Genomic DNA, 24,831 nt, shown 5'->3' on the forward strand with positions numbered 1-24,831 from the left:
GGTTCGGCGGTTCGGCGGTTCGGCGGTTCGGCGGTTCGGCGGTTCGGTCCGTGCTCGCCCGGCGCCGGTTCCCGCGATTTTGGCGCTATCATTCCGGGTTCACCGGGCCCGGGCCCTCAGCGAATTCTCACCGGGCGGCGCCTGCGCGCCGCCCGTCATCGAAGCAATCCATGGATGTCATCGTCATCGGCGGCGGAATCAGCGGCGTCGCCACCGCCTACCAGTTGCGCGCGGCCGGCCATCGCGTGTGCGTGGTCGAACGTCACGCGACCGTCGCGCAGGGTGCGACCTACGGCGACGGCGGCGCGCTGCTGCCGAGCCCGCTCGACGTCTGGTTCGGCCCGACCTTCATGCGCCAGCGCCAGCCGCGCGACAGCGGCATCGTCTACAAACCCGGCTTCAACGGCGGCGTGCGACGCTTCGTCAAGCAGCTCGGCACGCTGCGCGAGCCCGACGCGTTCGCCGCGCAGTACGCGCGGCTGCGCCCGCTGATCGACGCATCGCGCGATACGCTCGCCGATATCGAGACGCGCCTCGAACTTGAATTCGAGCAGAAGCCCGGCATCCTGCACGTCGTGCGCGATCCGCGCGACTGGGAAGCGATGCAGCCCGCGCTCGACCTGCTGCGCACGCTCGACCAGCCGTACCGCCTGCTCTCCGCCGAAGAATGCGCGGTGCTCGAGCCTTCGGTGCCGGCCGAGCCCGGCTTCGCCGGCGGCGTGCTACTCGAAACCGAGCGCACCGGGAACTGCCCGCTGTTCGCGAAACTGGTCAAGCAGACGCTCGACGAGCACGGCGTGCAGTTCCGCTTCGGCGCGGAAGTCGCCGCGATCCGCGTCGACACCGGCCGCGCCGCGGTCGAGCTCGTCCCGCCCGGCGACCGCCACGCGTCGAACGCACGCGAGGTCGACGTGATTTCCGCCGATGCAATCGTGGTCGCCGCCGGCGCCGGCAGCCTGCCGCTGCTCGACCGGCTCGGCTGGCGCCTGCCGCTGCACCCGGTGCGCGTCCACACGCTCACCGCGCCGGTCGCGTACGAAGAACACGCGCCGCACCTGAGCGTCGTCGATTCGATCAAGCGGATCTCGATCACGCGCACCCATCAGCGGCTGCGCATCGGCGGCGGCGCCGTGCTGCAGAGCCTCGCCGACACCGCGAAACCGCTCGCCGAGCCGCTGTCCGAGACCGCGCTCGCACTGCTCGGCCAGGCCGTCCACGACTGGGTACCGGGCGCCGCCAAAATCTCGGCCGCGCTGTCGTGGCAAGGCATGCAGCTGCTGTCGCCGGACGGCTTGCCCGTCGTGGGTCCGACCCCGCATCCGCGCGTGTTCGTCAATTTCGGGCACGGCCCGACCGGCTGGGGGCTCGCATGCGGGTCTGCTAAAGTGGTGACCGACTACCTGGGCGGCGACGCCCGGCAGTGGCCCGCCGACACGCTCGCCGCGCTCAGCGCCGGCCGCTTCACGACCTGACCGCCGCGGGCCCGTCCCGTGGCGGCATCCTTGCCAGCTGCCACGATCCCGCGATGACCGTTACCCGCCCGCTTCCCGATTCCGATCCGATCGCACTGCTGCGCGTCGCCGACCTGCGCGCAGCCGAAGCCGACGCCACCGCGGCACTGCCGCCGCACACGCTGATGGGTCGCGCGGGCGCCGCCGCCGCGCACTGGCTGTCCGAGCGCGTCGCCGGAGATGACCGCCCCGTCTGGTTCGCGGTCGGCCCCGGCAACAACGGCGGCGACGCACTGGTAGCCGCCGCGCATCTCCAGCAGCTCGGTGTCGCGACGCAGGCGTGGATGCCGGTAGCGGTCAAACCGGACGACGCGCAATGGGCGCTCGGCCTCGCACGCGCGGCCGGCGTCCCGCTGTCGGCCACGCCGCCCGCATCGCTGGACGAATACGCGTGGGTCGTCGACGGATTGTTCGGCATCGGTCTCGGCCGCGCGCTCGACGGCGCGTTCGCCGAGCAGGCCACGCGCATCGCCGCGCATGCACGCAACGGCGGTCGCGTGCTCGCACTCGACGTGCCGAGCGGGCTCGACAGCGATACCGGCCGGATCGTCGGCGCGGGCGTCGCCGTCGCGGCCACCCACACGCTCACCTTCATCGGCGCGAAGCCGGGCCTCTACACGGGCGACGGCCGCGACCTCGCCGGCGAGATCGACATCGCGCCGCTCGACGTCGCGCCGCCCGCCGCACCGGCCATCGTGCTGAATGCGCCCGCGCGGTTCGCCGCGGCGCTCCCCGCGCGGGCATTCTCGTCGCACAAGGGCACATACGGCAGCCTTGCTGTACTCGGTGGCGACACCGGCATGTGCGGCGCGCCGATCCTGGCCGCGCGCGCCGCGCTGTTCGCAGGTGCCGGCAAGGTGCACGTCGGCTTTCTCGGCACCGGCGCACCGCCGTACGACCCACCCTTCCCCGAACTGATGCTGCACGCAGCCGACACCCTCGACCTCGGCGCAATGACCGCGATCGCCGCCGGCTGCGGGCTCGGTACGCGCGAGGCCGCGGCAACGCTCGTGCGCGACGTGCTCGCGCACGACGCCGCGACGCTGCTCGATGCCGACGCGCTGAACCTCGTCGCGACGCATGCGGATCTCGCGGCCGCCGTCGCCGCACACGGCAATCCGTGCGTGCTGACGCCGCATCCGCTCGAAGCCGCACGGCTGCTCGGCTGCGACACGGCAACGATTCAGCGCGACCGCATCGCAGCCGCGCAGGCGCTCGCTTCGCGTTATGCGGCCATCGTCGTGCTGAAAGGCTCGGGCACGGTGATTGCGGCGCCCGACGGCCGAGTGACGATCAATCCCACCGGCAACGCGGCGCTCGCCACGGGCGGCACCGGCGACGTGCTCGGCGGCCTGATCGGCGCGTTGCTCGCGCAGCGCGTCGCGCCATACGAAGCGGCGCTCGCGGGCGTCTACCTGCACGGTCTCGCGGCCGACACGCTGACCGCGAACGGCATCGGCCCGGCCGGACTCACGGCCGGCGAACTCGCACCGATGGTGCGCACGCTGATCAATCGCCTTTTTTATCCGTCGCCGCGCGCCGACACGTAACGCCGCTATACTGACTGCCCCGCCGCACGGCGGGCCCTCTCGTCCGCCGGCCTTCCGATCCCGATGAGCCGGCGCGGCATTCCTCCCGATTCACGCTTCACTCGAACCGCCATGACGCTGAATTCGCTCCCCGCCTGGACTGCCCTTCAATCCCACTTCGAACAGATCCGCCACGCCCGGCTGCGCGACTGGTTCGCGCCGGAAAACGACCGCGCGCCGACCCGCGCCGAACGCTTCACGATTCCGGGCGGCGGTCTCGCGGCCGATTTCTCGAAGAACCGCGTCAACGACGAAACGTTGCGCCTGCTCGTCCAGCTCGCACGCGACGCGGGTGTCGAAGCACGCCGCGATGCGATGTTCGCCGGTGAGATCGTCAACCCGACCGAAGGCCGTGCCGCACTGCACACCGCGCTGCGCGCGACTGACCCGCAAGCGCCGTTCCACGCGCAGGTGAGCGCCGAGCGCGCGAAAATGGCGACCTTTGCGCGCGCCGTGCGCAGCGGCACCTGGACGGGCTACACCGGCAAGCGCATCCGCCACGTGATCAACATCGGCATCGGCGGCTCCGATCTCGGGCCGAAGATGGTCGTGCACGCGCTGCATCACGTCGCGACGCCTGAAATCTCCACGCACTTCGTGTCGAACGTCGACGGCGCCGATCTCGCGCGCGTGCTCGAACAGGTCGATCCCGAGGAAACGCTCGCGATCATCGTGTCGAAGACTTTCACGACGCTCGAGACGATGACGAACGCACGCTCGCTGCGCGACTGGTTCATCGCGCGCGGCTGCCCCGAGGACGCGCTTGCAAAGCACTTCGTCGGCGTGTCGGCGAACCCGGCCGAAGTCGTGAAGTTCGGCATCGCGGCGGACAACGTGTTCGAAATGTGGGACTGGGTCGGCGGCCGCTATTCGCTGTGGTCGGCGGTCGGGCTGTCGATCATGATCGCGATCGGCCCCGAGCAGTTCGACGAGCTGCTGGCCGGCGCGAACGACATGGACCGTCATTTCCGCGAGGCGCCGCTCGAGCGCAACCTGCCCGTGCTGCTCGGCCTGATCGGCATCTGGTACCGGAATTTCTTCGGCTCGCAGAGCTATCTCGTCGCGCCGTATTCGGAAGCGCTGCACTACCTGCCGTCGTACCTGCAGCAACTCGAAATGGAGAGCAACGGCAAATCCGCGCGCCTGGACGGCACCTTCGTCGACTACCCGACGTCGGCCGTCACGTGGGGCGAGCCGGGCACCAACGGCCAGCATGCGTTCTTCCAGATGCTGCACCAGGGGCCGACGATCGTGCCGATCGACTTCATCGCGGTGCTGACGCCCGAGCATCCGCTCGCGAGCCATCATCCGAAGCTCCTCGCGAACTGCTTCGCGCAAAGCGAGGCACTGATGCTCGGCCGCACGCTCGAAGAAGCCCGCAAGGTCGCCGGGCCCGGCAAGGAGGCGCTCGCGCCGCACCTGACGTTCCCGGGCAACCGCCCGACGACGACGCTGCTCGTCGATGCGCTGACGCCGCGTACGCTCGGCGCGCTGATCGCGCTGTATGAACACAAGGTGCTCGTGCAGGCAACGGTGTGGGACATCAATCCGTTCGACCAGTGGGGCGTCGAGCTCGGCAAGATTCTCGGCAAGGTGGTGGAAGCCGACCTGTCGGCCGAATCGGTCGATCCGGCGAAGCACGACTCGTCGACCACCGCGCTGATCGAACGCGCCCGGGCGGCGCTGAAGCGTTGAAGCACTGACACAACGGCGTCATGCCCATGCCGGCCGCTCGGCTCACGCTGCGCGGCCGGCACGAAATTCAGGCGTTGCGCTGCACCGCGTGCGGCTCGACGATGCGCCCGGCATCGAGCGTCACCGTCGTCGCGCAGCGGCGTGCGAGTTCGACGTCGTGCGTGACGAGCACGAGCGTTGCACCGTGCGTGCGGTTCAGTTCGAACATCAGGTCGATGACCGCATGGCCCGTGGCCGCATCGAGACTGCCGGTCGGCTCGTCGGCGAAGAGGATAGCCGGGCGGGTGACGAATGCGCGCGCAAGCGCGACGCGCTGCTGCTCGCCCCCAGACAACAGCTTTGGATAATGCGCGGTGCGCTCGCCGAGGCCGACCTGCACGAGCAGCGCCCGGGAGCGATCGGCTGCGTCGCGCGCACTGATGCCACCCTGCAGCTCGAGCGGCAGCATCACGTTCTCGAGCGCGGTCAGGTGCGGCATCAACTGGAACGACTGGAACACGAACCCGACCGCGCCGTTGCGCAGCGCCGCGCGCGCATCCTCGTCGAGCTGGTCGAGCGCGCGACCGAGCAGGCGAACCGTGCCGCTCGTTGCGCTGTCCAACCCCGCAAGCAGGCCGAGCAGCGTCGATTTACCCGACCCCGACGCGCCGACGATCGCGAGGCTGCTGCCCGGCCGCACGGCGAACGTGATGCCGTCGAGGATCGTCAGCTCGCCGGTTGCGTCGGCGACCCGCTTGCACACGTCATGGACTTCGATGATCGGATCGGTAATCTTGAACATGGACACGACATTTCACTGGAAAAGACGCGCGGCGGCCGCCGCGCTGCTGGGTACCCTGCTGGCCGCCACCGTGCCGGCACGCGCCGCGACGACGCCGGCCGCGACACCGGGCCAGCCCGTGATCGTCGTGCTCGGCGACAGCCTGTCGGCCGAATACGGGCTGCCGCGCGACACCGGCTGGGTGGCGTTGCTGCGGCAACGGCTCACGACCGAGCGAATCGATTATAGCGTCGCGAACGCCAGCGTCAGCGGCGACACCACGAGCGGCGGCCGCGCGCGGCTGCCCGCGGTGCTGCAGCGACTCAAGCCGTCGATCGTCGTCGTCGAACTCGGTTCGAACGACGCGCTGCGCGGCGTGCCGCTCGCAACGACCGAACAGAACCTGCGCGACATCATCGCCGGTGCACGGCAGGCGCAGGCCAAGGTCGTGCTGGTCGGCATGTACGTGCCGCCCAACTACGGCCCCGACTACACGCAGAAGTTCCACACCGTCTATACGCGATTGTCGAAGGATCTCGGCGTGCCGCTCGTACCGTTCCTGCTGGCCGGCATCGAGAACAAGCCCGAGATGTTCCAGTCCGACCAGATGCATCCCACGCAGCAGGCGCAGGGCATTCTGCTCGACAACGTCTGGCCGGCGCTGAAACCGCTGCTCGGCAAGCCGCGCGGCTGACGCCGACGCCCCGCCAGAAAACAAAAAGGTTCATCGAGGATTACCGGGGAACGCGGCGCGGATCTTGAGGAAGAAGTATTCCTCGTCGCGGTACCCGTAAGCTCGACGCTTGATGACCTTGATGGTGTTGTTGATACCTTCGACGACGCTGGTATTGAGTGGGTGTCGGCAACGTGCCAGGATTCCGTGCCAGTAACCCTGCAGACGCTGCGCAAACAGTTGCAGCGCGGCAATCCCGCTTTGCCGGGCTTGCTCGATCCATTGCTCCCAGGCTTTTTGCGCCCAAGCTGGCTTCTGGTAGAACCAGAGCCGCTTGAGTTCGTCGCGTAGCACGTAGACGCACAGCAACGGCTGATTGGCGGCCAACAGTTCCTTCAGATGCACGGCCTGTTCCTGCTTCAGGTTACGGCGGTTGCGCAGCAGCAGCCATCGACTGGACTTCAGAACCTTCCGGGCCGGCCGATCATGGCGTAGCTGATTGGCCTGATCCACCCGTACCCGATCGATCACCTCGCGCCCGTACTTGGCGACGACGTGGAACAGGTCGTAGACCACTTCGGCTTGCGGACACTGCGCCTTGATCTCCAACTCGTAGGCCGTGGTCATGTCGATCGCGACCGCTTCGATGCGCTCGGCGGCGCCCGCGGGAAGTTGTTCGAAGAAGGCCCTGGCCGTCTCGCGAGAGCGCCCCTGTCCGATCCAGAGCACTTGCCGGCCGATCGGATCGACCACCACCGTGGCGTAGCGATGGCCTTTATGCAGCGCGAACTCGTCCATCGCCAGATAGCGGATCGTCGACCAGTCCGGCTCGGCCACGCGTGCGCGCAAGCGCATCTTGTCGATCGATTTGACCGTATGCCAGCCCAGGTCGTAGAAGGCCGCTACCGCCTGCACGCTGGCCGCTTGCAGCAGCTTCTCGCAGGCCTTGGCGAATCGCTCGGTCACCCGCTGGTAGCGGCCCAGCCAGTCCAGCTTCTCCAGCCTCGGCCCGCCGCAGCGTTCGCACCAGACCCGCCGACGAGGCACATGCAACACCACCCGGTACTCGAACAGCGGCAGATCGCGCACGCGCCGCACCGTCGTTTCATGAATCTGCTGGCAACGCGCTCCGCATTGCTCGCAGTACATGACCTTGCTGACCGGCTTCAAGTACAGCGACAGCGTGCGCCTTTCACCCGCCGGCCACTCCACCCGCTCCAGCCGATAGCCTGTCCAGCAACCCAGTGCCTGAAGTGCCTTGCGATCGAGCAATTCTGCCTCCTGACCTCCATAAAGTCAGGCATCAGGTTACGCAATCGCTCTCCAAGGCTCCACGGTTTCCTGCGATGAACCAACAAAAAGCCCCGCACGAAGCGGGGCTTTTTGTTGTGTGCGAAACGACGCTCAGTTGTCGCCGTCCTGCGACTGGCCGGCCGTCGAGCCGTACAGCTTCACCTTCGAGCGATCGCGCAGCGCGGCAAGATACGCTTCGCCTTCGCTCTGCGCGTCGACCTGCGCCATCTGCTGCTGCGCGGCCGCCAGTTGCTGCGGATCGACCGCCGAACCCGCGATCACCGCGTTCACGCGGTAGATCGCATAGCCGTCCGCGCCGAGATCGACACCGACATAGGCCGGCAGCGTCTTTGCGTCGACCTTGTAGACGGCGCTCAGCGCAGCCGGCGTCAGGCCCTGCGACTGTGTACGCGATACCTTCTGCGCGGCCGCGAACCCGTCGGCCGACTTCGACTTCTGCAACTCGGCGAGCTTCGCCGCGCCATCCTTCTTCGCGAGTTCCGCGGCCTGCTCGGCGACCACCTTCTGGCGCACGACGTCCTTGATCGCGTCGAGCGCGGGCACGGCAGCCGGCTTGTAGTCGGTCACGCGCGCCGAGATCAGCGTGTTGTTGCCGACGTCGATCGCCTGCGTGTTGTTCTGGCTCTTCACCGAGTCGTTTGCGAACACGGCGGCCAGGAATTTCGGATTGTTCAGCGGGCTCGTCGGCGGCAACTGCGGATTCGGCGTCGGCGTGACGGTGGTCGTCTGGATCGTCAGCTTGTACTTGTCCGCGGCCGGCTGCAGCGTCTTCGCCTTTTCGTAGACGGTGGACGTGAAGCCTTCCGCGTTGTCCGTGAACGCCTTCGATGCGTACTGCTGCTTCAGGTCGACTGCGATCTGGTCCTTCACGTCAGCGAACGGCTTGACGGCCGCCGGCTTCACTTCCGTCGCCCTCAGGATGTGGAAGCCCAGATCCGACTGCACGACACCGCTCACGTCGCCTTGCTTGAGCGCGAACGCGGCATCGTCGAACGCCTTGCCGCCCGCCGTCGAGCCGCGCGTGATGAAGCCGAGGTCGCCGCCCTTCGCGGCCGACGGTGCGTCCTGCGAGTCCTTCTGCGCGATCTGCGCGAACTGGTCCGGGTGCGCCTTCACGTCGGCAAGCAGTTGCTCGGCCTTCGTCTTCGCCGCAGCCTTGTCGGCCGCGCTTGCGCTGCCCGCCGCGGCGATGAAGATATGGCTCACGCGAACCTGTGCTTCGGTGCGGAAATGCGTCGGGTTGTCGTCGTAGAACTTCTTGATGTCCGCATCCGTCGGCTGCGCGCTCGCGGCCGCTGCGGCCGGCGAATACACGAGGTACTGGATCGTCGCGGTCTCCGGCGTCGCGAAGCTCTGCTTGTGCGCGTCATAGTACGCAGTGAGCTGCGCGTCGGTCGGCTGGACCTTCGCTGCGAAGTCGCTCGTCTTCAGTACGAGCGCCTGCACTTCGCGCTGCTGCGCGGCGAGTTCGGACAGGCGTTGCGCGAGGCTCTTCGGTGTGAACGCGCTCGACACGATGCTGGCCGGAATCTGCTGCAGCGAGAGGCTGTAGCGCACGCGCTCCTGATATTGCTCGGGCGTCATCCCCTGGAACGACAGCAGTTGCGCGTAGCGCTCGACGTCGATCGAACCGTCCGGCTTCTTCAGCGACGCGATCATCGGGTCGCTCATCAGCGCGTCGCGCACGGCGTTGTCGGATGCGGTCAGGTGCAGGCGTTGGGTCTCGTCTGCCAGCACGCGTTGCTGGATCAGGCCGTCGAGCACCTGCTTGCGGTGCTCGGGCGTATCGAACATCTTGACGTCGAACTGCCCGCCGAGCGCCTGACGCGCCTGGTCGATCTGCTGGCGGAACGCGCCGTCGAATTCGACCCGCGTGATCTTGTGCCCGTTGACTGCCGCGACGTTCGCACTATCGTCGAAGAAGCCGCGGAAGCCTTGAATCCCGACGAAACCCAGCCCCGGCAACACGATCAGGAGCAGGAGCGCCATCATCAGGCGCTGGTGATTACGGAAGAAATCGAGCATGCGTGACGGGAAAATTGGACAAAACGACCGATATTACAACATACGGGGTGGGACGGGAGAAAAGCAGACGTGCTGCGGTCGAGCACAATGCAACAACCGGGCGCACAAACAACAATGCCCGCACAAGGCGGGCATTGTTGTTTGTTTGGCGGAGCGGACGGGACTCGAACCCGCGACCCCCGGCGTGACAGGCCGGTATTCTAACCGACTGAACTACCGCTCCTTGGTCTGGCTGAATCAGGAAACTGGTGGGTGCTGAGGGGTTCGAACCCCCGACCTACGCCTTGTAAGGGCGCCGCTCTACCAGCTGAGCTAAGCACCCGTTTCCGATTCGTTCTGGCTGCGATCTGCGTTTCGGCATCAACAACCAGCGAGCCCGCAAGTTTAATTCATCCCCGATCATTTTGCAAAGCCCGGGCGTTAATTTTTTTAACGCGCGCGCGCACGATTCCGATACGCATAAAAAAACCCGCGGCCACGCCGCGGGTTTCGTGAACAACCGTCAGAACAGACGGCGTCCTAATGCTTAGTGCTTGACGAATTCCGTCGAGCCGGCATCCTTCGCCGCATCGGCGACCGGTGCCGCCGCCTTCGCCTCTTCTTCCGGCGGCAGCGGGGTCGGCGAACGCTCGAGCGCGAGTTCAAGCACCTTGTCGATCCAGCGGACCGGCACGATCTCGATCGCGTTCTTCACGTTGTCCGGAATCTCGGCGAGATCCTTCACGTTCTCTTCCGGGATCAGCACGAGCTTGATGCCACCGCGATGCGCTGCGAGCAACTTCTCCTTCAGGCCGCCGATCGGCAGGACTTCACCACGCAGCGTGATTTCGCCCGTCATCGCGACATCGGCACGCACCGGGATACCCGTCAGCACCGATACCAGCGCGGTCGTCATCGCACCGCCGGCGGACGGACCGTCCTTCGGCGTCGCACCTTCCGGCACGTGGATGTGGATGTCCTGCTTCTCGAACGCCTCGTCCTTGATGCCCAGACGCCGCGAACGCGAGCGCACGACCGAACGTGCGGCCTCGACCGACTCCTTCATCACGTCGCCAAGCGAACCCGTACGGATCACGTTGCCCTTGCCCGGCATCACCGCGGCTTCGATCGTCAGCAGATCGCCACCGACTTCCGTCCACGCGAGGCCCGTCACCTGACCGACCTGGTTTTCCTTCGCCGCGAGGCCGAAGTCGTACTTACGCACGCCGAGGAAGGTATCGAGGTTCTCGCCGTCGACCTTGATCGCGCCCGATGCCTTCTTCAGCAGCAGCATCTTCACGACCTTGCGGCAGATCTTCGACACTTCCCGCTCGAGCGAACGCACACCGGCTTCGCGCGTGTAGTAGCGGATGATGTCGCGGATCGCCTGCTCGGTGACTTCGATCTCGCCTTCCTTCAGCCCGTTGTTCTTCTTCTGCTTCGGCAGCAGGTAACGCTGGGCAATGCTGACCTTCTCGTCTTCCGTGTAGCCCGACAGACGGATCACTTCCATCCGGTCGAGCAGCGGCGGCGGGATGTTCAGCGAGTTCGACGTCGCGACGAACATCACGTCCGACAGGTCGAAGTCGACTTCGATGTAGTGGTCGGCGAACGTGTGGTTCTGTTCCGGATCGAGCACTTCGAGCAGCGCCGACGACGGATCGCCGCGGAAATCCATGCCCATCTTGTCGACTTCGTCGAGCAGGAAGAGCGGATTGCGCACGCCGACCTTCGTGAGGCTCTGCAGGATCTTGCCCGGCATCGAACCGATGTACGTGCGACGGTGGCCGCGGATCTCGGCTTCGTCACGCACGCCGCCGAGCGCCATCCGGACGAACTTGCGGTTCGTCGCACGGGCGATCGACTGGCCGAGCGAGGTCTTGCCGACGCCCGGGGGCCCGACGAGGCACAGGATCGGCGCCTTGACCTTGTCCACGCGCTGTTGCACCGCGAGATACTCGAGGATCCGTTCCTTCACCTTCTCGAGGCCGAAGTGATCCTCGTCGAGCACCTGCTCGGCGTTCGACAGGTCGTTGTTGACCTTGCTCTTCTTGCGCCACGGCAGGCCGATCAGCGTGTCGATGTAGTTGCGCACGACGGTGGCTTCCGCCGACATCGGCGACATCAGCTTCAGCTTCTTCAGCTCGGCGTCGGCCTTCTTCTTCGCTTCCTTCGGCATGCGCGCGGCGTTGATGCGCTTCTCGAGTTCCTCGAGATCGGCACCCTCTTCGCCTTCGCCCAGTTCCTTCTGGATCGCCTTGACCTGTTCGTTCAGGTAGTACTCGCGCTGGCTCTTTTCCATCTGGCGCTTCACGCGCCCGCGGATGCGCTTTTCGACCTGCAGGATGTCGATCTCGGCTTCGAGCTGCGCGAGCAGGTGCTCGAGGCGCTCGATGACCGGGAACATCTCGAGGATGTGCTGCTTCTGGTCGAGCTTCAGCGGCAGGCGCTCGGCGATCATGTCGGCGAGGCGGCCTGCTTCGTCGATACCCGACAGCGACGTGAGGATCTCCGGCGGGATCTTCTTGTTCAGCTTCACGTACTGGTCGAACTGCGACACGATCGCGCGGCGCAGCGCTTCCGTTTCAGCACTGTCGGCATGATCGGGCTCGAGCGGCATCACGTCGCAGGAGAATTGCGTTTCCTGCTCTTCGATCGACAACGCCTTCGCGCGCTGCAAGCCCTCGACGAGCACCTTCACGGTGCCGTCCGGCAGCTTCAGCATCTGCAGGATGTTGGCGATACAACCGACCTCGTACATGTCCTTTTCGGTCGGTTCGTCCTTGGCCGCGGTTTTCTGGGCGACGAGCATGATGTGCTTGCCGCCTTCCATCGCTGCTTCGAGGGCCTTGATCGATTTCGGCCGGCCCACGAAGAGCGGAATCACCATGTGCGGGAAAACGACGACATCCCGCAGCGGCAGCAGCGGGAGCGTGATGCGTTCCGGCGGGAGAAGTTGGGTGCCTGACATTTCATTTCCCCATGAGTGGAATCAATTGTTCGGTAATTGAGGCCGCCACAACGAATTGCAAGCCTTCAAGTGCGGGAAATATTCGGTAAGAAAGTAACCACCGCGTTTCGAGTCAGAGTTACCCACAAGATAAACGAAAAAAAGCCGCCCACGGTCTCATGAACGGCCTTTTTCGCAGAACATCGTCGGCAAGCCGGTCAGTTCGAACCCGCCACCTTCGGCGTGTCCTCGTAGATCAGCAATGGCTTGCCGTCGCCATCGATGACGTTCTCGTCGATGATGACTTTGCTGACCCCTTTCATCGTCGGCAGCTCGTACATCACGTCGAGCAGCGCCTGTTCGATGATCGAACGCAAACCGCGCGCGCCGGTCTTGCGGCGGATCGCCTTGCGGGCGACTGCCTGCAGCGCGCCCGGCCGGATCTCCAGCTCGACGCGCTCCATCGCGAACAGCTTGTGATACTGCTTGACGAGCGCATTCTTCGGCTCGACCAGGATCTTCATCAACGCCGCTTCATCGAGCTTGCCGAGCGTCGCGACCACCGGCAGGCGGCCGATCAATTCGGGGATCAGACCGAATTTGATCAGGTCTTCCGGTTCCGTTTCACGCAGCACTTCGCCCGCGTCACGCTCCTGCTTGCTCTTGACCGTCGCGCCGAAGCCGATACCGGTTTTCTCGGTACGATCGGTGATCACCTTTTCGAGGCCGTCGAACGCACCGCCGCAGATGAACAGGATGTTGGTCGTGTCGACCTGGATGAAATCCTGGTTCGGGTGCTTGCGGCCACCCTGCGGCGGCACCGACGCCATCGTGCCCTCGACGAGCTTCAGCAGTGCCTGCTGGACGCCCTCGCCCGACACGTCGCGCGTGATCGACGGGTTGTCCGACTTGCGGCTGATCTTGTCGATTTCGTCGATGTAGACGATCCCGCGCTGGGCCTTGTCGACCTCGTAGTTGCAGTTCTGCAACAGCTTCTGGATGATGTTCTCGACGTCCTCGCCGACGTAGCCGGCTTCGGTCAGCGTCGTCGCGTCGGCGATCACGAACGGCACGTTGAGCAACCGCGCGAGCGTCTGCGCGAGCAGCGTCTTGCCGGAGCCCGTCGGGCCGATCAGCAGGATGTTGCTCTTCGACAGCTCGACGTCGTCCTTCTTGTCGAGATGCTTCAGGCGCTTGTAGTGGTTGTACACGGCCACCGCGAGGATCTTCTTCGCGCGCTCCTGGCCGATCACGTACTGATCGAGGATGTCGCGAATTTCCTGCGGGCTCGGCAGATCCGACCGGGACAGGCTGGCCTCGACGCCGGCGGCAGCCGCCTCGTCGCGAATGATTTCGTTGCAGAGGTCGATACATTCATCGCAGATGAACACCGACGGGCCCGCGATGAGTTTTTTCACCTCATGCTGGCTCTTTCCGCAAAACGAGCAATACAACAGCTTCTCGCTGTTCGAACCTTTTTTGTCCGCCATGAATGTAGAGCCTCCGGACAGGTAAATGACATGATACGCCGAATGCTCCGGACGCCGCGCCTAGGGCGCGACCGGAGCCGGCCGGATGCGCTTGCCGCAGATGCTCTGGGCGTGCGGAACATCGCAAGGGTGCCGCGCGAATCGGGGCGGCACCCCACTTAAGTTCACGGGCGCTTCAACAGCACCTGATCGATCAGCCCGTACGCCTTCGCATCTTCGCTCGACATGAAGTTATCACGGTCGGTGTCGCGCGCGATGCGCTCGACGTCCTGGCCCGTGTGCTGCGCGAGCAACTGGTTCAGCCGCTCCTTCAGGTAGAGGATTTCGCGTGCCTGGATCTCGATGTCGGATGCCTGGCCGCGTGCGCCGCCGAGCGGCTGGTGAATCATCACGCGCGAGTTCGGCAGCGCGAAACGCTTGCCCTTCGCGCCCGACGCGAGCAGGAACGCACCCATGCTGGCCGCGAGGCCCATGCACAGCGTCGACACGTCCGGCTTGATGAACTGCATCGTGTCGTAGATCGCCATCCCGGCCGATACCGACCCGCCCGGGCTGTTGATGTACAGGCTGATGTCCTTGTCGGGATTCTCGCTCTCGAGGAACAGCAGCTGCGCGACCACGAGGTTGGCGGTCTGGTCGTTCACTTCGCCGACCATGAACACCAGGCGCTCCTTCAGGAGACGCGAATAGATATCGTACGAACGCTCGCCGCGGCCGCTCGTTTCGACGACGATCGGCACCAGCCCCAGCGCTTGCGCCTCGAAACCTTGCGGCGCGTTCGAAGCAAGCATGTCCAGCAATTCAGCGCGAGTGATCATTCAATGAACCTTGTTCGAATGGAAAATTGAACGGAAGGAAGCCGCCCGCTCAATCGCCATATTAATGGCAACCGTGCGCTTGACGTAAAAACGGCGTGCGGGCCGTCGCTCCGACAGCCGGCACGCCGCTAGAGCAACACTTACGCTTGCGCCGATGCGCTCGCGAGTGCTTCGAAGCTCACTTCCTTGTCCGTCACCTTCGCCTTGCCCAGCACGAAATCGACGACGTTGCTTTCAACGACGAACGCTTCCATCTCGGCGAGGCGCTGCTGGTTCGAATAATACCAGCGGACCACTTCCTTCGGGTCTTCGTAGCTCTTCGCGAACTCGTCGACTTCCGCGCGGATCTGTTCCGGCTTCGCTTCGAGGCTGTTCGACTTCACGAGCTCGGCCAGCACGAGGCCCAGCTTCACGCGGCGTTCTGCCTGCTCGGTGAACATCTCGGCCGGGATCGGTGCATCCTTCGCGTTCGGCACGCCACGCTGCGCCAGATCCTGGCGAGCCATTTCGACGAGGCGTTGCTGGTCCTGCTCGATCAGCGCCTTCGGCACGTCGAGTTCGGAGATCTTCAGCAGCGCGTCCATCACCTGGTTCTTGACGATCGATTGCGTGCGGCGCTTCGCTTCACGCTCGAGGTTTTCCTTGATCTCGCCGCGCATCTTCGTGAGATCGCCGTCTTCGATGCCGAGCGACTTCGCGAATTCACCGTCGATTTCCGGCAGGTGCGGCCACTCGATCTTCTTCATCGTGACCGTGAACTGGGCCGTCTTGCCGGCCACGTCCTTGCCGTGGTAGTCGTCCGGGAACTTCAGGTCGAACGTGCGTGCTTCGCCGACCTTCAGGCCCAGCGCCGCGGTTTCGAATTCCGGCAGCATGCGGCCTTCGCCGAGCACGAACGGGAAATCTTCGGCCGTGCCGCCCTGGAACGCGACGTCGTCGATCTTGCCGACGAAGTCGACCGTCACGCGGTCGCCGTCCTTGGCTGCGGTATCCGCGCCGCCGTCGCCGTGCTCGCCTGCTTCGCCACGTGCGTGGAAGTGCACGCGCTGCTTGCGCAGGATGTCCAGCGTGCGATCGATTTCGGCGTCGCCGATCGACGTGGTCGAGCGCTCGACTTCAGCCGTCGCCAGATCGCCGATCTTGACTTCCGGGTAGACCTCGAACGTCGCGTCGAACGCGTATGCATCTTCAGCCTGCTCCTGCTTCGGCTCGAAGCTCGGCTGGCCGGCGACGCGCAGGTTTTCCGCGCGGCTGATCGTGAAGAATTCCTGGCCGATCTTGTCGCTCAGCACTTCCGCCTCGACCTGGCCCGCGTATTGTTGCGCGACCATCTTCACCGGCACCTTGCCCGGGCGGAAACCCGGCATGCGCACGGTCTTCGCGAGTTTATGGATACGGGCGTCGATTTCCTTCTGCACGGTGTCTTTCGGCAGGGAAATCGTCACGCGGCGTTCAAGCTTGCCGAGGTTCTCAACAACGTTAGCCATGGCTTCAATCGTCCTAAAATTATTCGAGCGAATCGGGTTTTCCTTGCCGTGCCTGCCTGCGGCGTGATGTGCGTTACATACACTCGCCGCGCCGGAGCGCCACGCCATCCCTGCACGCGCCGGATGGCTAGCGCAAGCGGCTCGGAGCACGGCTTTGGCCGGAAGAATCGACTATTCTAGCAAACAATTTTCCTCACACACGCCAGATCGGCACGACGCGCGTGCGTCTGCGCCGCGTCGGCAGCCCTTTGCACGGCCATGCGCGCGGATCGCCGCTATGCCGCACGCCGTATCCACCACGTGCCCGCCATCCTGTAAGCTCCGAATGAGGGTGCGCCGCCGTCGCCCCCAATATTCCTCACACAAATCACGCCTTCCGGAGACACCATGCCGCAACACCCGTCCGCGCCTGTCGTCGTCATCGCGCCCGATTCGTTCAAAGGCTCGCTTTCCGCCGAGCAGGTCGCGGACGCGATCGCCACCGGCATCCGCCGCGCCAGGCCCGACGCCGTCGTGCGCTGCTGCCCGATGGCCGACGGCGGCGAAGGCACGCTCGACGCGATGCTGGCAGGCGGCGGCTCGCGGCGCGCGCTGCGGGTGGCCGGTGCGTCGCTCGCGGCACGCGACGCGGCGGTCGGCGTGATCGACGCGCGCACCGCGATCGTCGAAACGGCCGAGATCGTCGGCATTACGGATCCGGTCGGCATGAGCGTGCCGGTCGACGCGCGCAGCACGCGCGGAATGGGCGAGGCGATCCGCACGCTGCTCGACGAAGGCGTGCGCCGCTTCTTCGTCGCGCTGGGTGGCAGCAGCACCAACGACGCAGGCGCCGGGCTGCTCGCGGGCCTCGGCCTGCAATGCTTCGATGCGGGCGGCCAGCCCGTCGAGCCCGTACCGTCGCGGCTCGCCGACATCGCGCGCATCGACGCGTCGGGGCTCGACGCGCGCCTGAAGGAAACCGAATTCATCGGTATGTCCGACGTCGACAATCCGCTGACGGGCACGCACGGCGCAACCGCCGTGTTCGGCCCGCAAAAGGGCGTGACGCCCGAGCACGTTGCGACCCTCGACGCCGCGCTCGCCCACTTCGCCGACCTGCTCGAAGCCGCGCTCGACCGTCGCAGCCGCGACCTGCCGGGCGCCGGTGCCGCGGGCGGCCTCGGTTTCGCGCTGCACATGCTCGGCGCGCAGTTCGAAGCGGGTGCCGAAGTGGTCGCGCGGCAGGTCGGGCTCGACGGGGCGCTCGCCGGCGCCGACTGGCTGATTACCGGCGAAGGCCGCTCCGACGTACAGACGCTGCACGGCAAGGCGCCGTTCATCGCGTGCCGCCACGCGCAAGCCGCGGGCGTACCCGCGTCGCTGCTGTCCGGCGCGGTCGACCCGGCCGCGCTGCCGCGCCTGTCCGAACATTTTTCCGGCTGCTTCTCGCCGGCTCCCGGGCCGATCACGCTCGACGTCGCGATCCGCGACGCGGCCAATCTGCTCGCGAACGAAGCGGAGCAATTGACACGCCTGAAGTACGGCGCACACTGACCGTTGACCCGAACGCGCGATACAGGAACAATCGGGCCCGCCCTTTTTCTTCAGGATTCGACATGAAAGGCCGTCAAGCCGGGCTCGATCAGTTTCTGACCTATCGCCTCCACGCGCTCACGAAGCGATCCGACCGCGGGATCGGCGAGGTGTACCGGCACAAGCTCGACATCTCGCTACCCGAGGCGCGCGTGATCGCCGCCGTCGGCGCCTTCGGCCCGTTCTCGATCATGGATCTCGCGCGCCACACCAATCTCGACAAGAGCCAGGCGAGCCGGGCGGCCGAGGCGCTGCTGCGCCAGGGGCTGCTCGAACGCAGCGCAAGCGAGGAAGATGGCCGGATCGTGTTGATCGCGCTGACCGCCGACGGCCGCGCGCTGCATCGCAAGATCATGCCGATCGTGCGCAAGTGGAACGACGGCTTGCTCGCATGCCTGTCCGACAGCGAACGCCAGACATTCGAACGGCTGCTCGACAAGGTCGTCGCGCACGCGACCGAGCGGGACGACTGAGCGACAACACAGGCACGGCGCCCGTCGTATTGATCAGATGAATTCGGCGGGCCGCCCCGGTCGCCTGGCCGGCGACGCGGGCGGCCCGCCTTGCGTCATGCGCTGCGCGCTGCAACCGGATTGCAGCGCTCCCCCTCACCGACATCGCGCATGCAACGGCCTCGCCGGCGCTACAGCCCGCTGTTCGTCGCGCGCTGGCGCAGCAGCCCGAGCACTGCGTCGCAATACGGGGTCGGCACGCCGAGCTTGCGCCCGAGTTCGGGAAACACGCCGAGGATCGGCCCGATCTCGAGCGCGCGCCCCGCTTCGAAATCCTGCAGCATCGACGTCTTGAACGCACCGAGCTTGCGCGTGACCGCGATCCGCTCGGGCCCGCTCATCCCCGTCGACAGGCCAAGCTTCGCGCCGATCGCGGCCGCCTCCTCCATCATCCGCAGCGCGAGATCCTGCGTGAACGGATCGTCGAGCAACTGCTCGGCCGTCGAGCCCGTCAGCGCGCTCAGCGGATTCATGTTCATGTTGCCCCACAGCTTCGTCCAGATCTCGGTCCGGATCGCCGGCGTCGACTCGACGTCGAAGCCACCCGCCGCGAGCGCCGCGGCGAACCGGGCGGTGACCATGTCGAGCCGCGCATCGGGCGCACCGACGATCAGCCGGTTGCCACGCCCGCGGCGCACGATGCCCGGCGCGTCGGTACTCGACGACAGGTGAACGACGCAGCCGATCGCCTGGGCGGGCGGCAACGCCGCCGACACCGTGCCGGCCGGGTCGACCGCGTCGAGCGGCACGCCGTCGAGCGCCCCTTCGAGCCCGTGCGTGAACCACCACGGCAGCCCGTTCATCGCCGCGACGATCACGGTGTCCGGCCCGACCAGCGGTGCAATGCGCGCGGCCAGCGCCGGCAGTGCCTGTGCCTTCAACGCGATCACCACGTAGTCCTGCACGCCGAGCGCGGCCGCATCGTCGCTCGCTCGCACCGGAACCGACGACGTCGCGCCCGCCTCGTCGATCACGCGCACGCCGTGCGCATTCAGCGCATCGAGCGTCGCGCCTCGCGCGTACGCGCTCACGGTCATGCCGGCGCGCGACAGCGCGGCCGCGAGCAATCCGCCGATCGCGCCGACCCCGACTACCGCCGCGCGCACCGACCCTGAATTCGTGTCGTTCATGATGGAATTCCGTCTCCTGGAAGCCGACGAGCATAACGCTCAATGGTTGCGGACACAACCATTCACGCGCCCGCGTGCCACGCGCGGTGTTCGTCCGCTTCAGCGCGGCTCGCCACCGGCCTCCACCGGTTCGTCATCAGCCGCGCCGCCCGTCGCGCCGAGCACGCCGGCGATCTGGCTCTTGTCGTGCATGCCGAGCTTGCGGTACGCGCAGCGCAGGTAGTGCCGCACGGTCGTCGGCGAAATCGCCATCTGTTGCGCGACTTCCTTGTGCGAGCGCCCGGCGCCGTAATAGCGGATCGCCGCGAGCTCGCGCGGGCTCAGGCGGTCGAGCAACGAACGCGGCCGCGCCTCGATCTGGAACAGCCCCGCAACCGGCACACACTGGATCCGCAACGCATCGCCGACGAACGGCTGGCCCGCCTGGCGCCGCAGGTGCGCAACGAGCGGCTCCGGCACGCGCGCACCGGCCCATGCCGGCCATTCGGTGCGCAGCACGTCGTCGAAGCCGTGATCGGCGTGATGGAGCACGCCGAAGTTGTCGCACAGTGCGCGCGCCGCCGGTGCAACCGTATCGCCGCGCTCGCGCGTGAGCTGCGCGGCGCGATTGATCGTCAGCGCCGCCGCGAGATGCGGAATCACTTCCTCGAAACGGCGTGCGTCGTCGTCGCTGAACGGACGATTCAGGCCCTGGCGGTAGATCGACATGAACGTCGTCAGGCCGAAACGGCGATCGAGCGTGCACACGCACATCAGTTGCGCGAGCCCGTACTTCACGCACCAGTCGCGAAACCGGGCATCGAGCCCCGGCTCGACGACCGTCAACCGCACCGCGTGGCCGTGCGCGCCGCGCAGCGTGCGATGCGCGAGCGGGTCGCAATCGCGCACACGCTTCCAGTCGCTGAAGAACGCGTGCGGCAGACGGTACAGGAAGCTGTTGTGCATCACCGGGCCGGTCGGCACATGGGTCGCGACGCCGGTCCATGCAGCGTCGAACGGAATGAGCGCCTGCAGCAGCGAAAAGAAGCGGTATTCGAACTCGCCGATACCGGACCGCGCGGCAACCGCGTACAGGTCGAGCAGCATCAGCCCGAGTTCGCGCTGCGATGCGTCGCCGCGCGTGACACCGTCGAAATCGGCACGCCGGGACGGCAGCGGCGGCCAGGCGAACTCGTCGAGCACGATGGCGGCCGGCACGTCCCGCAGCGCTTCGAGATCCTGCCCGATATCCGTCGTGATCCTCACCTTCCGCTCCCCTGCCCGATCGGGCTGCTGACGTGCGCAACGACACCCGCCGATTATAGCGATCGGCTTTTTTGACGGGCCACGGTGCCGGAACGGGCGCCAGCCCCATCCATTTGAACGGTGCACCGCACGTTGCTGCTCCGCAGCACGCCGCGCGACGCCAGCGCGTCACGTACATGCCGCGCACCGCGGGTTTTCCACACCGTTCATCTGTACGACTGTTCGAAGGTTTTCCCGCTGCGGACACTGCGTCGCGACAACACCAACGACAAACCGATGCAGGACGGTATGGAGAACCCCACGTGACGAAACCCCGCTTCATCCGCACGGCCGCGGCCGCCGCGACGCTTGCTGCGTGCAGCGCCGCCGCACACGCGCAGTCGACCCTCACGCTGTACGGCGCGCTCGACGCCGGCGTGCAATACCTGACGCATGCCGACGGGCGCCACTCGGCCGTGCAGTTGCAGAACTACGGCATCCTGCCTTCGCAGATCGGGCTGAAGGGCAACGAGGATCTCGGCAGCGGCTGGCGTGCGCTGTTCAAGCTCGAACAGGGCCTCAACCTCAACGACGGCACCGCGACCGCTCCCGGCTACGCGTTCTTCCGAGGCGCGTACGTCGGCATCGGGGGGCCTGTCGGCACCATCACGCTCGGCCGGCAGTTCAGCGTGCTGTTCGACAAGACGCTGTTCTACGACCCGCTCTGGTACGCGTCGTACAGCGGCCAGGGCGTCATCGTGCCGATGAACGCGAACTTCATCGACCACTCGGTCAAGTACCAGTCGCCGACGTTCGCCGGCTTCGACGTCGAGGCGCTTGCCGCGACGTCCGGCGTCGCCGGCAATACGCGCGCCGGACGCGTGCTCGAACTCGGCGGCCAGTACACGAGCAACGGCCTGTCGGTCAGCGCGGTGCTGCATCAGGCGCACGGCGATGTATCCGCGGCCGACGACACGTCGGCACGCCGCCGCGAACTCGGCACGCTCGCCGCGCGCTATGCGTTCGCCGCGCTGCCGCTCACCGTCTATGCAGGTGTCGAACGCCTGACCGGCGACCTCGACGCCGCGCGCACGATCGTCTGGGGCGGTGCGCGCTACCTGACACCGAACGGGATCGGCCTGAACGCGGGCGTCTACCACACCGACTCGCGCACGCCGGCGATCGGCCACCCGACGCTGTTCATCGCGAGCACCACGTACGCGCTGTCGAAACGCACCGTCGCCTACGTGAACCTCGGCTATGCGCGCAACAGCGGCCAGAGCTCACAGACCGTCTACGAATACGACCCGACGCCGCTCGCGGGCGCATCGCAGTTCGGCGCGATGGTCGGCATGTACCACCTGTTCTGACTCCCCAAACGAGATCCCGCCATGAAAACCCTGTCCCCGGATGCCGTACTCCCGCCCGACGGCCGCGCATCGACCTTCGCGCGCTCGACGCTCGTCGCGCTCGTCGTGTTCGCGGCCATCACGCCGCTGTTGCTGCTCGTGGCGCCCGCGGTCGCCGGCCAGCTCGCGACGCAACTCGGGCTGTCCGCGTCGCAGATCGGCGCCTACTTCTTCGTCGAACTCGGCGCGTTCAGCCTCGCGACCGTGCCGTCGTACTTATGGCTCGGCCGGGTCGACGCGCGCCGCGTCGCCGCGTTCGCGATCGCGCTGTTCGGCGCGGGCAACCTGCTGACCGCGCTGTGGATGCCGGGCTTCGCCGCCCTGCTCGCGCTGCGCGCCGTCACCGCACTCGGCGGCGGTTCGCTGATGGTGCTCTGCATGACAAGCGCCGCGACGAGCGAGAACAGCGACCGCGTGTACGGCCTGTGGGTCGTCGGCCAGTTGATCGCGGGCGCGATCGGCCTGTTCGCGCTGCCGCATGTGTTCGCGGCATTCGGGCTGCGCGCGCTGTATGTCGCGCTCGCCGCGCTCGCGCTGCTCGCGGCGCCGCTGTCGCGCGGCTTTCCGTCATCGCTGGGCGCGCGAACCGCACCCGCGCAAAACGCGCGCGGCGCCGCGGCGCAAACGCCGCAAAGCTTCATCGTGCTCGCGATCGGCGCGGTGCTGACGTTCTATCTCGCGATCGGCAGCGTGTGGACGTTCGCAAGCCGTGCCGCGTCCGAAGCCGGGCTCGATCCGCAGTCGACCGGCAACGTGCTCGCGATCGCGAGCGTGATGGGCATCGCCGGCGCGGCGCTCGCGTCGTGCGCGGGCGGCCGGCTCGCGCGGCGCGCGATGCTCGCGGCCGGTTACGCGCTGCTTGCGGCGTCGCTCGTCGCGCTCGCCGTGATGCGGGAAACCGGCGGCTACAGCGCGGCGATCTTCGCATTCAAGTTCGCGTGGACCTTCGTCCTGCCGTTCATCCTCGCGACCGTCGCGCAGATCGACACGTCGGGCCGCCTCGTGGCCACGCTCAATTTCGTGATCGGCGCCGGCCTCGCTGCCGGCCCGCTGCTCGCCGGGCTGATGCTCGACGCCGGCGGCACGATGCATGCGTTGTTCACGATCGCGACGGCCGTCGCGATCGTGTCGTTCGCCGCACTGCGCCACATCGACCGCCGCACACGCCCTTCCGTTTCCTCCCAACCGTGACAGGTCACGCACATCCATGAATCGCACTGCCTTCTTCACCGACGAACGCACTTTCTGGCACACCGGCGGCACGCATGCGCTGTTCTTCCCGGTCGGCGGCTGGGTCCAGCCGCCGTCGAGCGCGGGCTACGCGGAATCGCCCGATTCGAAACGCCGCTTCCTGTCGCTCGTGCAGGCCTCGGGCCTGGCCGCGCAGCTCGACCTGCGCGGTGCCGAACCGGCATCGACCGCCGACCTGCTGCGCATTCACCCCGCGCACTATCTCGACGCGTTCCGCACGCTCAGCGACGCGAACGGCGGCGACCTCGGCGATCTCGCGCCGTTCGGCAAGGGCAGCTACGAGATCGCCGCGCTGTCTGCCGGCCTTGCGATCACTGCCGTCGATACGGTGGTCGGCGAGCGCGCGGCCAATGCATTCTCGCTGTCGCGGCCGCCCGGCCACCACTGCCTGCGCGATCGCCCGATGGGTTTCTGCATGCTGGCGAACATCCCGATCGCGATCGAGGCCGCACGCGCGAACCACGGCATCGAGCGCGTCGCCGTAATCGACTGGGACGTGCATCACGGCAACGGCACGCAGTCGATCTATTACGACGATCCGGACACACTGACGATCTCGCTGCACCAGGACCGCTGTTTCCCGCCCGGCTATAGCGGCGCGGACGATCGCGGCGAAGGCGCGGGCGTCGGCGCGAACCTGAACGTGCCGCTGCTCGCGGGCAGCGGCGACGATGCGTATCGCTACGCGTTCGAGCGGATCGTGCTGCCGGCGCTGGAGCATTTCCGGCCCGAGCTGATCGTCGTCGCCAGCGGCCTCGATGCGAGCGCGGTCGATCCGCTCGCGCGCATGCAGTTGCATACCGACAGCTACCGGTTCATGACGCGTGTGGTGAAGGAGGCTGCGCAACGCCATTGCGGCGGGCGGCTCGTGATCGTTCACGAAGGCGGCTATTCGGAGGCGTACGTGCCGTTCTGCGGGCTCGCGATCGTCGAGGAACTGGCCGGCATTCGCACCGACGTCGCCGATCCGATGCTCGACCTCGCGATCGCGCAACAGCCGGGCGAGCGGTTCGTCACGTTCCAGCGCGAACTGCTGGACGAGCTGGCGGCGTCGTTCGGGTTGTAAGGCGCGCTGACAGACGCGGCGGGGGCCGGTGGGGGCCGGCCCTCTTGCGCGATCGGAGCGGATGGGGTTTCCTGTGCTTTTATCCCCGTTCCGGCCCGAAGCCGCACTCTTCCGATGAAATCGTCCCCGCGCGATAACGATGACAATACCAAGGCGCGCCGCCAGCCTTCGAAGCTGGTCCTGAACATCGCCGCCGTGACGGTCGGCCTCATCACGTTCGCGATCGGCGCGGCGTGGGTGATCTATAGCTGGGTCGTCGATCGCGAAGCGCAGTATTTTGCGATTCCGCTGGTGTTCTCGGTGCCGGTAATCGTGGCGGTCGCGATCCGGAGCTTCTGGGAATAGACGCGCCAGAAACGACGAAGCGCCGCGGGTC

Annotated in this window: 19 protein-coding genes and 2 tRNA genes; 10 read left to right on the forward strand and 11 right to left on the reverse strand. The window is 66.7% G+C overall.

Annotation, left to right across the window (positions count from 1 at the left end):
- Positions 1-170 precede the first annotated feature (170 nt).
- From HAV18_RS21960 to pgi, 3 genes are all read left to right on the forward strand, one after another.
- Complete coding sequence (locus HAV18_RS21960; RefSeq protein ID WP_166959816.1) at positions 171-1,472, forward strand: FAD-dependent oxidoreductase; 1,302 nt, start codon at positions 171-173, stop codon at positions 1,470-1,472.
- A gap of 53 nt (positions 1,473-1,525) precedes the next feature.
- Positions 1,526-3,061 carry an NAD(P)H-hydrate dehydratase gene (locus tag HAV18_RS21965; protein WP_166959818.1) on the forward strand — a complete coding sequence of 512 codons (1,536 nt, stop codon included), beginning with the start codon at positions 1,526-1,528 and terminating at the stop codon, positions 3,059-3,061.
- Between the two features lie 111 nt (positions 3,062-3,172).
- Positions 3,173-4,795 carry a glucose-6-phosphate isomerase gene (gene pgi, locus HAV18_RS21970; RefSeq protein WP_166959821.1) on the forward strand — a complete coding sequence of 541 codons (1,623 nt, stop codon included), beginning with the start codon at positions 3,173-3,175 and terminating at the stop codon, positions 4,793-4,795.
- Positions 4,796-4,862: 67 nt separating this feature from the next.
- On the opposite strand, the gene HAV18_RS21975 is transcribed toward pgi, so the two are convergent.
- Positions 4,863-5,576, reverse strand: coding sequence for an ABC transporter ATP-binding protein (locus tag HAV18_RS21975; protein ID WP_166959823.1), 714 nt, complete (start codon positions 5,574-5,576; stop codon positions 4,863-4,865).
- On the opposite strand from HAV18_RS21975, the gene HAV18_RS21980 reads away from it, so the two are divergent.
- Complete coding sequence (locus HAV18_RS21980; protein ID WP_166959825.1) at positions 5,575-6,249, forward strand: arylesterase; 675 nt, start codon at positions 5,575-5,577, stop codon at positions 6,247-6,249. The genes HAV18_RS21975 and HAV18_RS21980 overlap by 2 nt on opposite strands.
- A gap of 30 nt (positions 6,250-6,279) precedes the next feature.
- Here HAV18_RS21980 and HAV18_RS21985 read toward each other — a convergent pair whose 3' ends face one another.
- The 8 genes from HAV18_RS21985 to tig all read right to left on the reverse strand — a co-directional run bounded on the left by HAV18_RS21985 (position 6,280) and on the right by tig (position 16,291).
- Positions 6,280-7,500 (reverse strand): ISL3 family transposase, encoded by a 1,221-nt coding sequence (locus tag HAV18_RS21985; protein ID WP_166959828.1) that lies wholly within the window; start codon positions 7,498-7,500, stop codon positions 6,280-6,282.
- 132 nt (positions 7,501-7,632) lie between these two features.
- A complete protein-coding gene (locus HAV18_RS21990; protein WP_166959830.1) occupies positions 7,633-9,567 on the reverse strand; it encodes a SurA N-terminal domain-containing protein in 1,935 nt (644 codons plus the stop codon).
- A gap of 146 nt (positions 9,568-9,713) precedes the next feature.
- Positions 9,714-9,790, reverse strand: a tRNA-Asp gene (locus HAV18_RS21995).
- 23 nt (positions 9,791-9,813) lie between these two features.
- Positions 9,814-9,889: transfer RNA gene (locus HAV18_RS22000), tRNA-Val, on the reverse strand.
- Between the two features lie 204 nt (positions 9,890-10,093).
- On the reverse strand, positions 10,094-12,517 hold the full coding sequence (lon, locus tag HAV18_RS22005; protein WP_039367161.1) for an endopeptidase La: 2,424 nt from the start codon (positions 12,515-12,517) through the stop codon (positions 10,094-10,096).
- 197 nt (positions 12,518-12,714) lie between these two features.
- Positions 12,715-13,986 carry an ATP-dependent Clp protease ATP-binding subunit ClpX gene (gene clpX, locus HAV18_RS22010; protein ID WP_006489345.1) on the reverse strand — a complete coding sequence of 424 codons (1,272 nt, stop codon included), beginning with the start codon at positions 13,984-13,986 and terminating at the stop codon, positions 12,715-12,717.
- Positions 13,987-14,150: 164 nt separating this feature from the next.
- Positions 14,151-14,804 carry an ATP-dependent Clp endopeptidase proteolytic subunit ClpP gene (gene clpP, locus HAV18_RS22015; RefSeq protein WP_010092137.1) on the reverse strand — a complete coding sequence of 218 codons (654 nt, stop codon included), beginning with the start codon at positions 14,802-14,804 and terminating at the stop codon, positions 14,151-14,153.
- Between the two features lie 140 nt (positions 14,805-14,944).
- Positions 14,945-16,291: a trigger factor gene (gene tig, locus HAV18_RS22020; protein ID WP_166959834.1), complete on the reverse strand. Its 1,347-nt coding sequence runs from the start codon at positions 16,289-16,291 to the stop codon at positions 14,945-14,947.
- Between the two features lie 387 nt (positions 16,292-16,678).
- On the opposite strand from tig, the gene HAV18_RS22025 reads away from it, so the two are divergent.
- On the forward strand, positions 16,679-17,824 hold the full coding sequence (locus HAV18_RS22025; RefSeq protein WP_166959836.1) for a glycerate kinase: 1,146 nt from the start codon (positions 16,679-16,681) through the stop codon (positions 17,822-17,824).
- Between the two features lie 62 nt (positions 17,825-17,886).
- Positions 17,887-18,336 carry a MarR family winged helix-turn-helix transcriptional regulator gene (locus tag HAV18_RS22030; protein ID WP_039367176.1) on the forward strand — a complete coding sequence of 150 codons (450 nt, stop codon included), beginning with the start codon at positions 17,887-17,889 and terminating at the stop codon, positions 18,334-18,336.
- A gap of 170 nt (positions 18,337-18,506) precedes the next feature.
- On the opposite strand, the gene HAV18_RS22035 is transcribed toward HAV18_RS22030, so the two are convergent.
- The gene (locus tag HAV18_RS22035; protein ID WP_166959838.1) at positions 18,507-19,505 is read right to left on the reverse strand and encodes a 2-dehydropantoate 2-reductase; all 999 of its coding nucleotides are present in this window, start codon (positions 19,503-19,505) and stop codon (positions 18,507-18,509) included.
- Between the two features lie 99 nt (positions 19,506-19,604).
- On the reverse strand, positions 19,605-20,750 hold the full coding sequence (locus HAV18_RS22040) for a LuxR family transcriptional regulator (RefSeq protein ID WP_166959841.1): 1,146 nt from the start codon (positions 20,748-20,750) through the stop codon (positions 19,605-19,607).
- Between the two features lie 302 nt (positions 20,751-21,052).
- Between HAV18_RS22040 and HAV18_RS22045 the strand changes: the two genes are divergently transcribed.
- The 4 genes from HAV18_RS22045 (at position 21,053) to HAV18_RS22060 (ending at position 24,800) form a co-directional block, all read left to right on the forward strand.
- Positions 21,053-22,099 (forward strand): porin, encoded by a 1,047-nt coding sequence (locus HAV18_RS22045; protein ID WP_166959843.1) that lies wholly within the window; start codon positions 21,053-21,055, stop codon positions 22,097-22,099.
- 21 nt (positions 22,100-22,120) lie between these two features.
- Positions 22,121-23,329 (forward strand): MFS transporter, encoded by a 1,209-nt coding sequence (locus HAV18_RS22050; protein ID WP_166959846.1) that lies wholly within the window; start codon positions 22,121-22,123, stop codon positions 23,327-23,329.
- A gap of 16 nt (positions 23,330-23,345) precedes the next feature.
- Positions 23,346-24,455 carry a class II histone deacetylase gene (locus tag HAV18_RS22055; protein ID WP_166959848.1) on the forward strand — a complete coding sequence of 370 codons (1,110 nt, stop codon included), beginning with the start codon at positions 23,346-23,348 and terminating at the stop codon, positions 24,453-24,455.
- Positions 24,456-24,569: 114 nt separating this feature from the next.
- Positions 24,570-24,800, forward strand: coding sequence for a hypothetical protein (locus tag HAV18_RS22060; RefSeq protein ID WP_166959851.1), 231 nt, complete (start codon positions 24,570-24,572; stop codon positions 24,798-24,800).
- The last annotated feature ends 31 nt before the right edge of the window (positions 24,801-24,831 follow it).

The organism is Burkholderia sp. D-99 (assembly GCF_011605345.1).
Taxonomy (GTDB): Bacteria; Pseudomonadota; Gammaproteobacteria; order Burkholderiales; family Burkholderiaceae; genus Burkholderia.

Excerpts from the sequence above, each read along its gene's own strand:
- clpX (WP_006489345.1), bottom strand. The coding sequence starts at position 13,986 with ATGGCGGACAAAAAAGGTTCGAACAGCGAGAAGCTGTTGTATTGCTCG.
- HAV18_RS22025 (WP_166959836.1), top strand. The coding sequence starts at position 16,679 with ATGCCGCAACACCCGTCCGCGCCTGTCGTCGTCATCGCGCCCGATTCG.
- HAV18_RS22060 (WP_166959851.1), top strand. The coding sequence starts at position 24,570 with ATGAAATCGTCCCCGCGCGATAACGATGACAATACCAAGGCGCGCCGC.
- tig (WP_166959834.1), bottom strand. The coding sequence starts at position 16,291 with ATGGCTAACGTTGTTGAGAACCTCGGCAAGCTTGAACGCCGCGTGACG.
- pgi (WP_166959821.1), top strand. The coding sequence starts at position 3,173 with ATGACGCTGAATTCGCTCCCCGCCTGGACTGCCCTTCAATCCCACTTC.
- HAV18_RS22035 (WP_166959838.1), bottom strand. The coding sequence starts at position 19,505 with ATGAACGACACGAATTCAGGGTCGGTGCGCGCGGCGGTAGTCGGGGTC.
- clpP (WP_010092137.1), bottom strand. The coding sequence starts at position 14,804 with ATGATCACTCGCGCTGAATTGCTGGACATGCTTGCTTCGAACGCGCCG.
- lon (WP_039367161.1), bottom strand. The coding sequence starts at position 12,517 with ATGTCAGGCACCCAACTTCTCCCGCCGGAACGCATCACGCTCCCGCTG.
- HAV18_RS21965 (WP_166959818.1), top strand. The coding sequence starts at position 1,526 with ATGACCGTTACCCGCCCGCTTCCCGATTCCGATCCGATCGCACTGCTG.
- HAV18_RS21975 (WP_166959823.1), bottom strand. The coding sequence starts at position 5,576 with ATGTTCAAGATTACCGATCCGATCATCGAAGTCCATGACGTGTGCAAG.
- HAV18_RS21980 (WP_166959825.1), top strand. The coding sequence starts at position 5,575 with ATGGACACGACATTTCACTGGAAAAGACGCGCGGCGGCCGCCGCGCTG.
- HAV18_RS22055 (WP_166959848.1), top strand. The coding sequence starts at position 23,346 with ATGAATCGCACTGCCTTCTTCACCGACGAACGCACTTTCTGGCACACC.
- HAV18_RS21990 (WP_166959830.1), bottom strand. The coding sequence starts at position 9,567 with ATGCTCGATTTCTTCCGTAATCACCAGCGCCTGATGATGGCGCTCCTG.
- HAV18_RS21960 (WP_166959816.1), top strand. The coding sequence starts at position 171 with ATGGATGTCATCGTCATCGGCGGCGGAATCAGCGGCGTCGCCACCGCC.
- HAV18_RS22050 (WP_166959846.1), top strand. The coding sequence starts at position 22,121 with ATGAAAACCCTGTCCCCGGATGCCGTACTCCCGCCCGACGGCCGCGCA.
- HAV18_RS22030 (WP_039367176.1), top strand. The coding sequence starts at position 17,887 with ATGAAAGGCCGTCAAGCCGGGCTCGATCAGTTTCTGACCTATCGCCTC.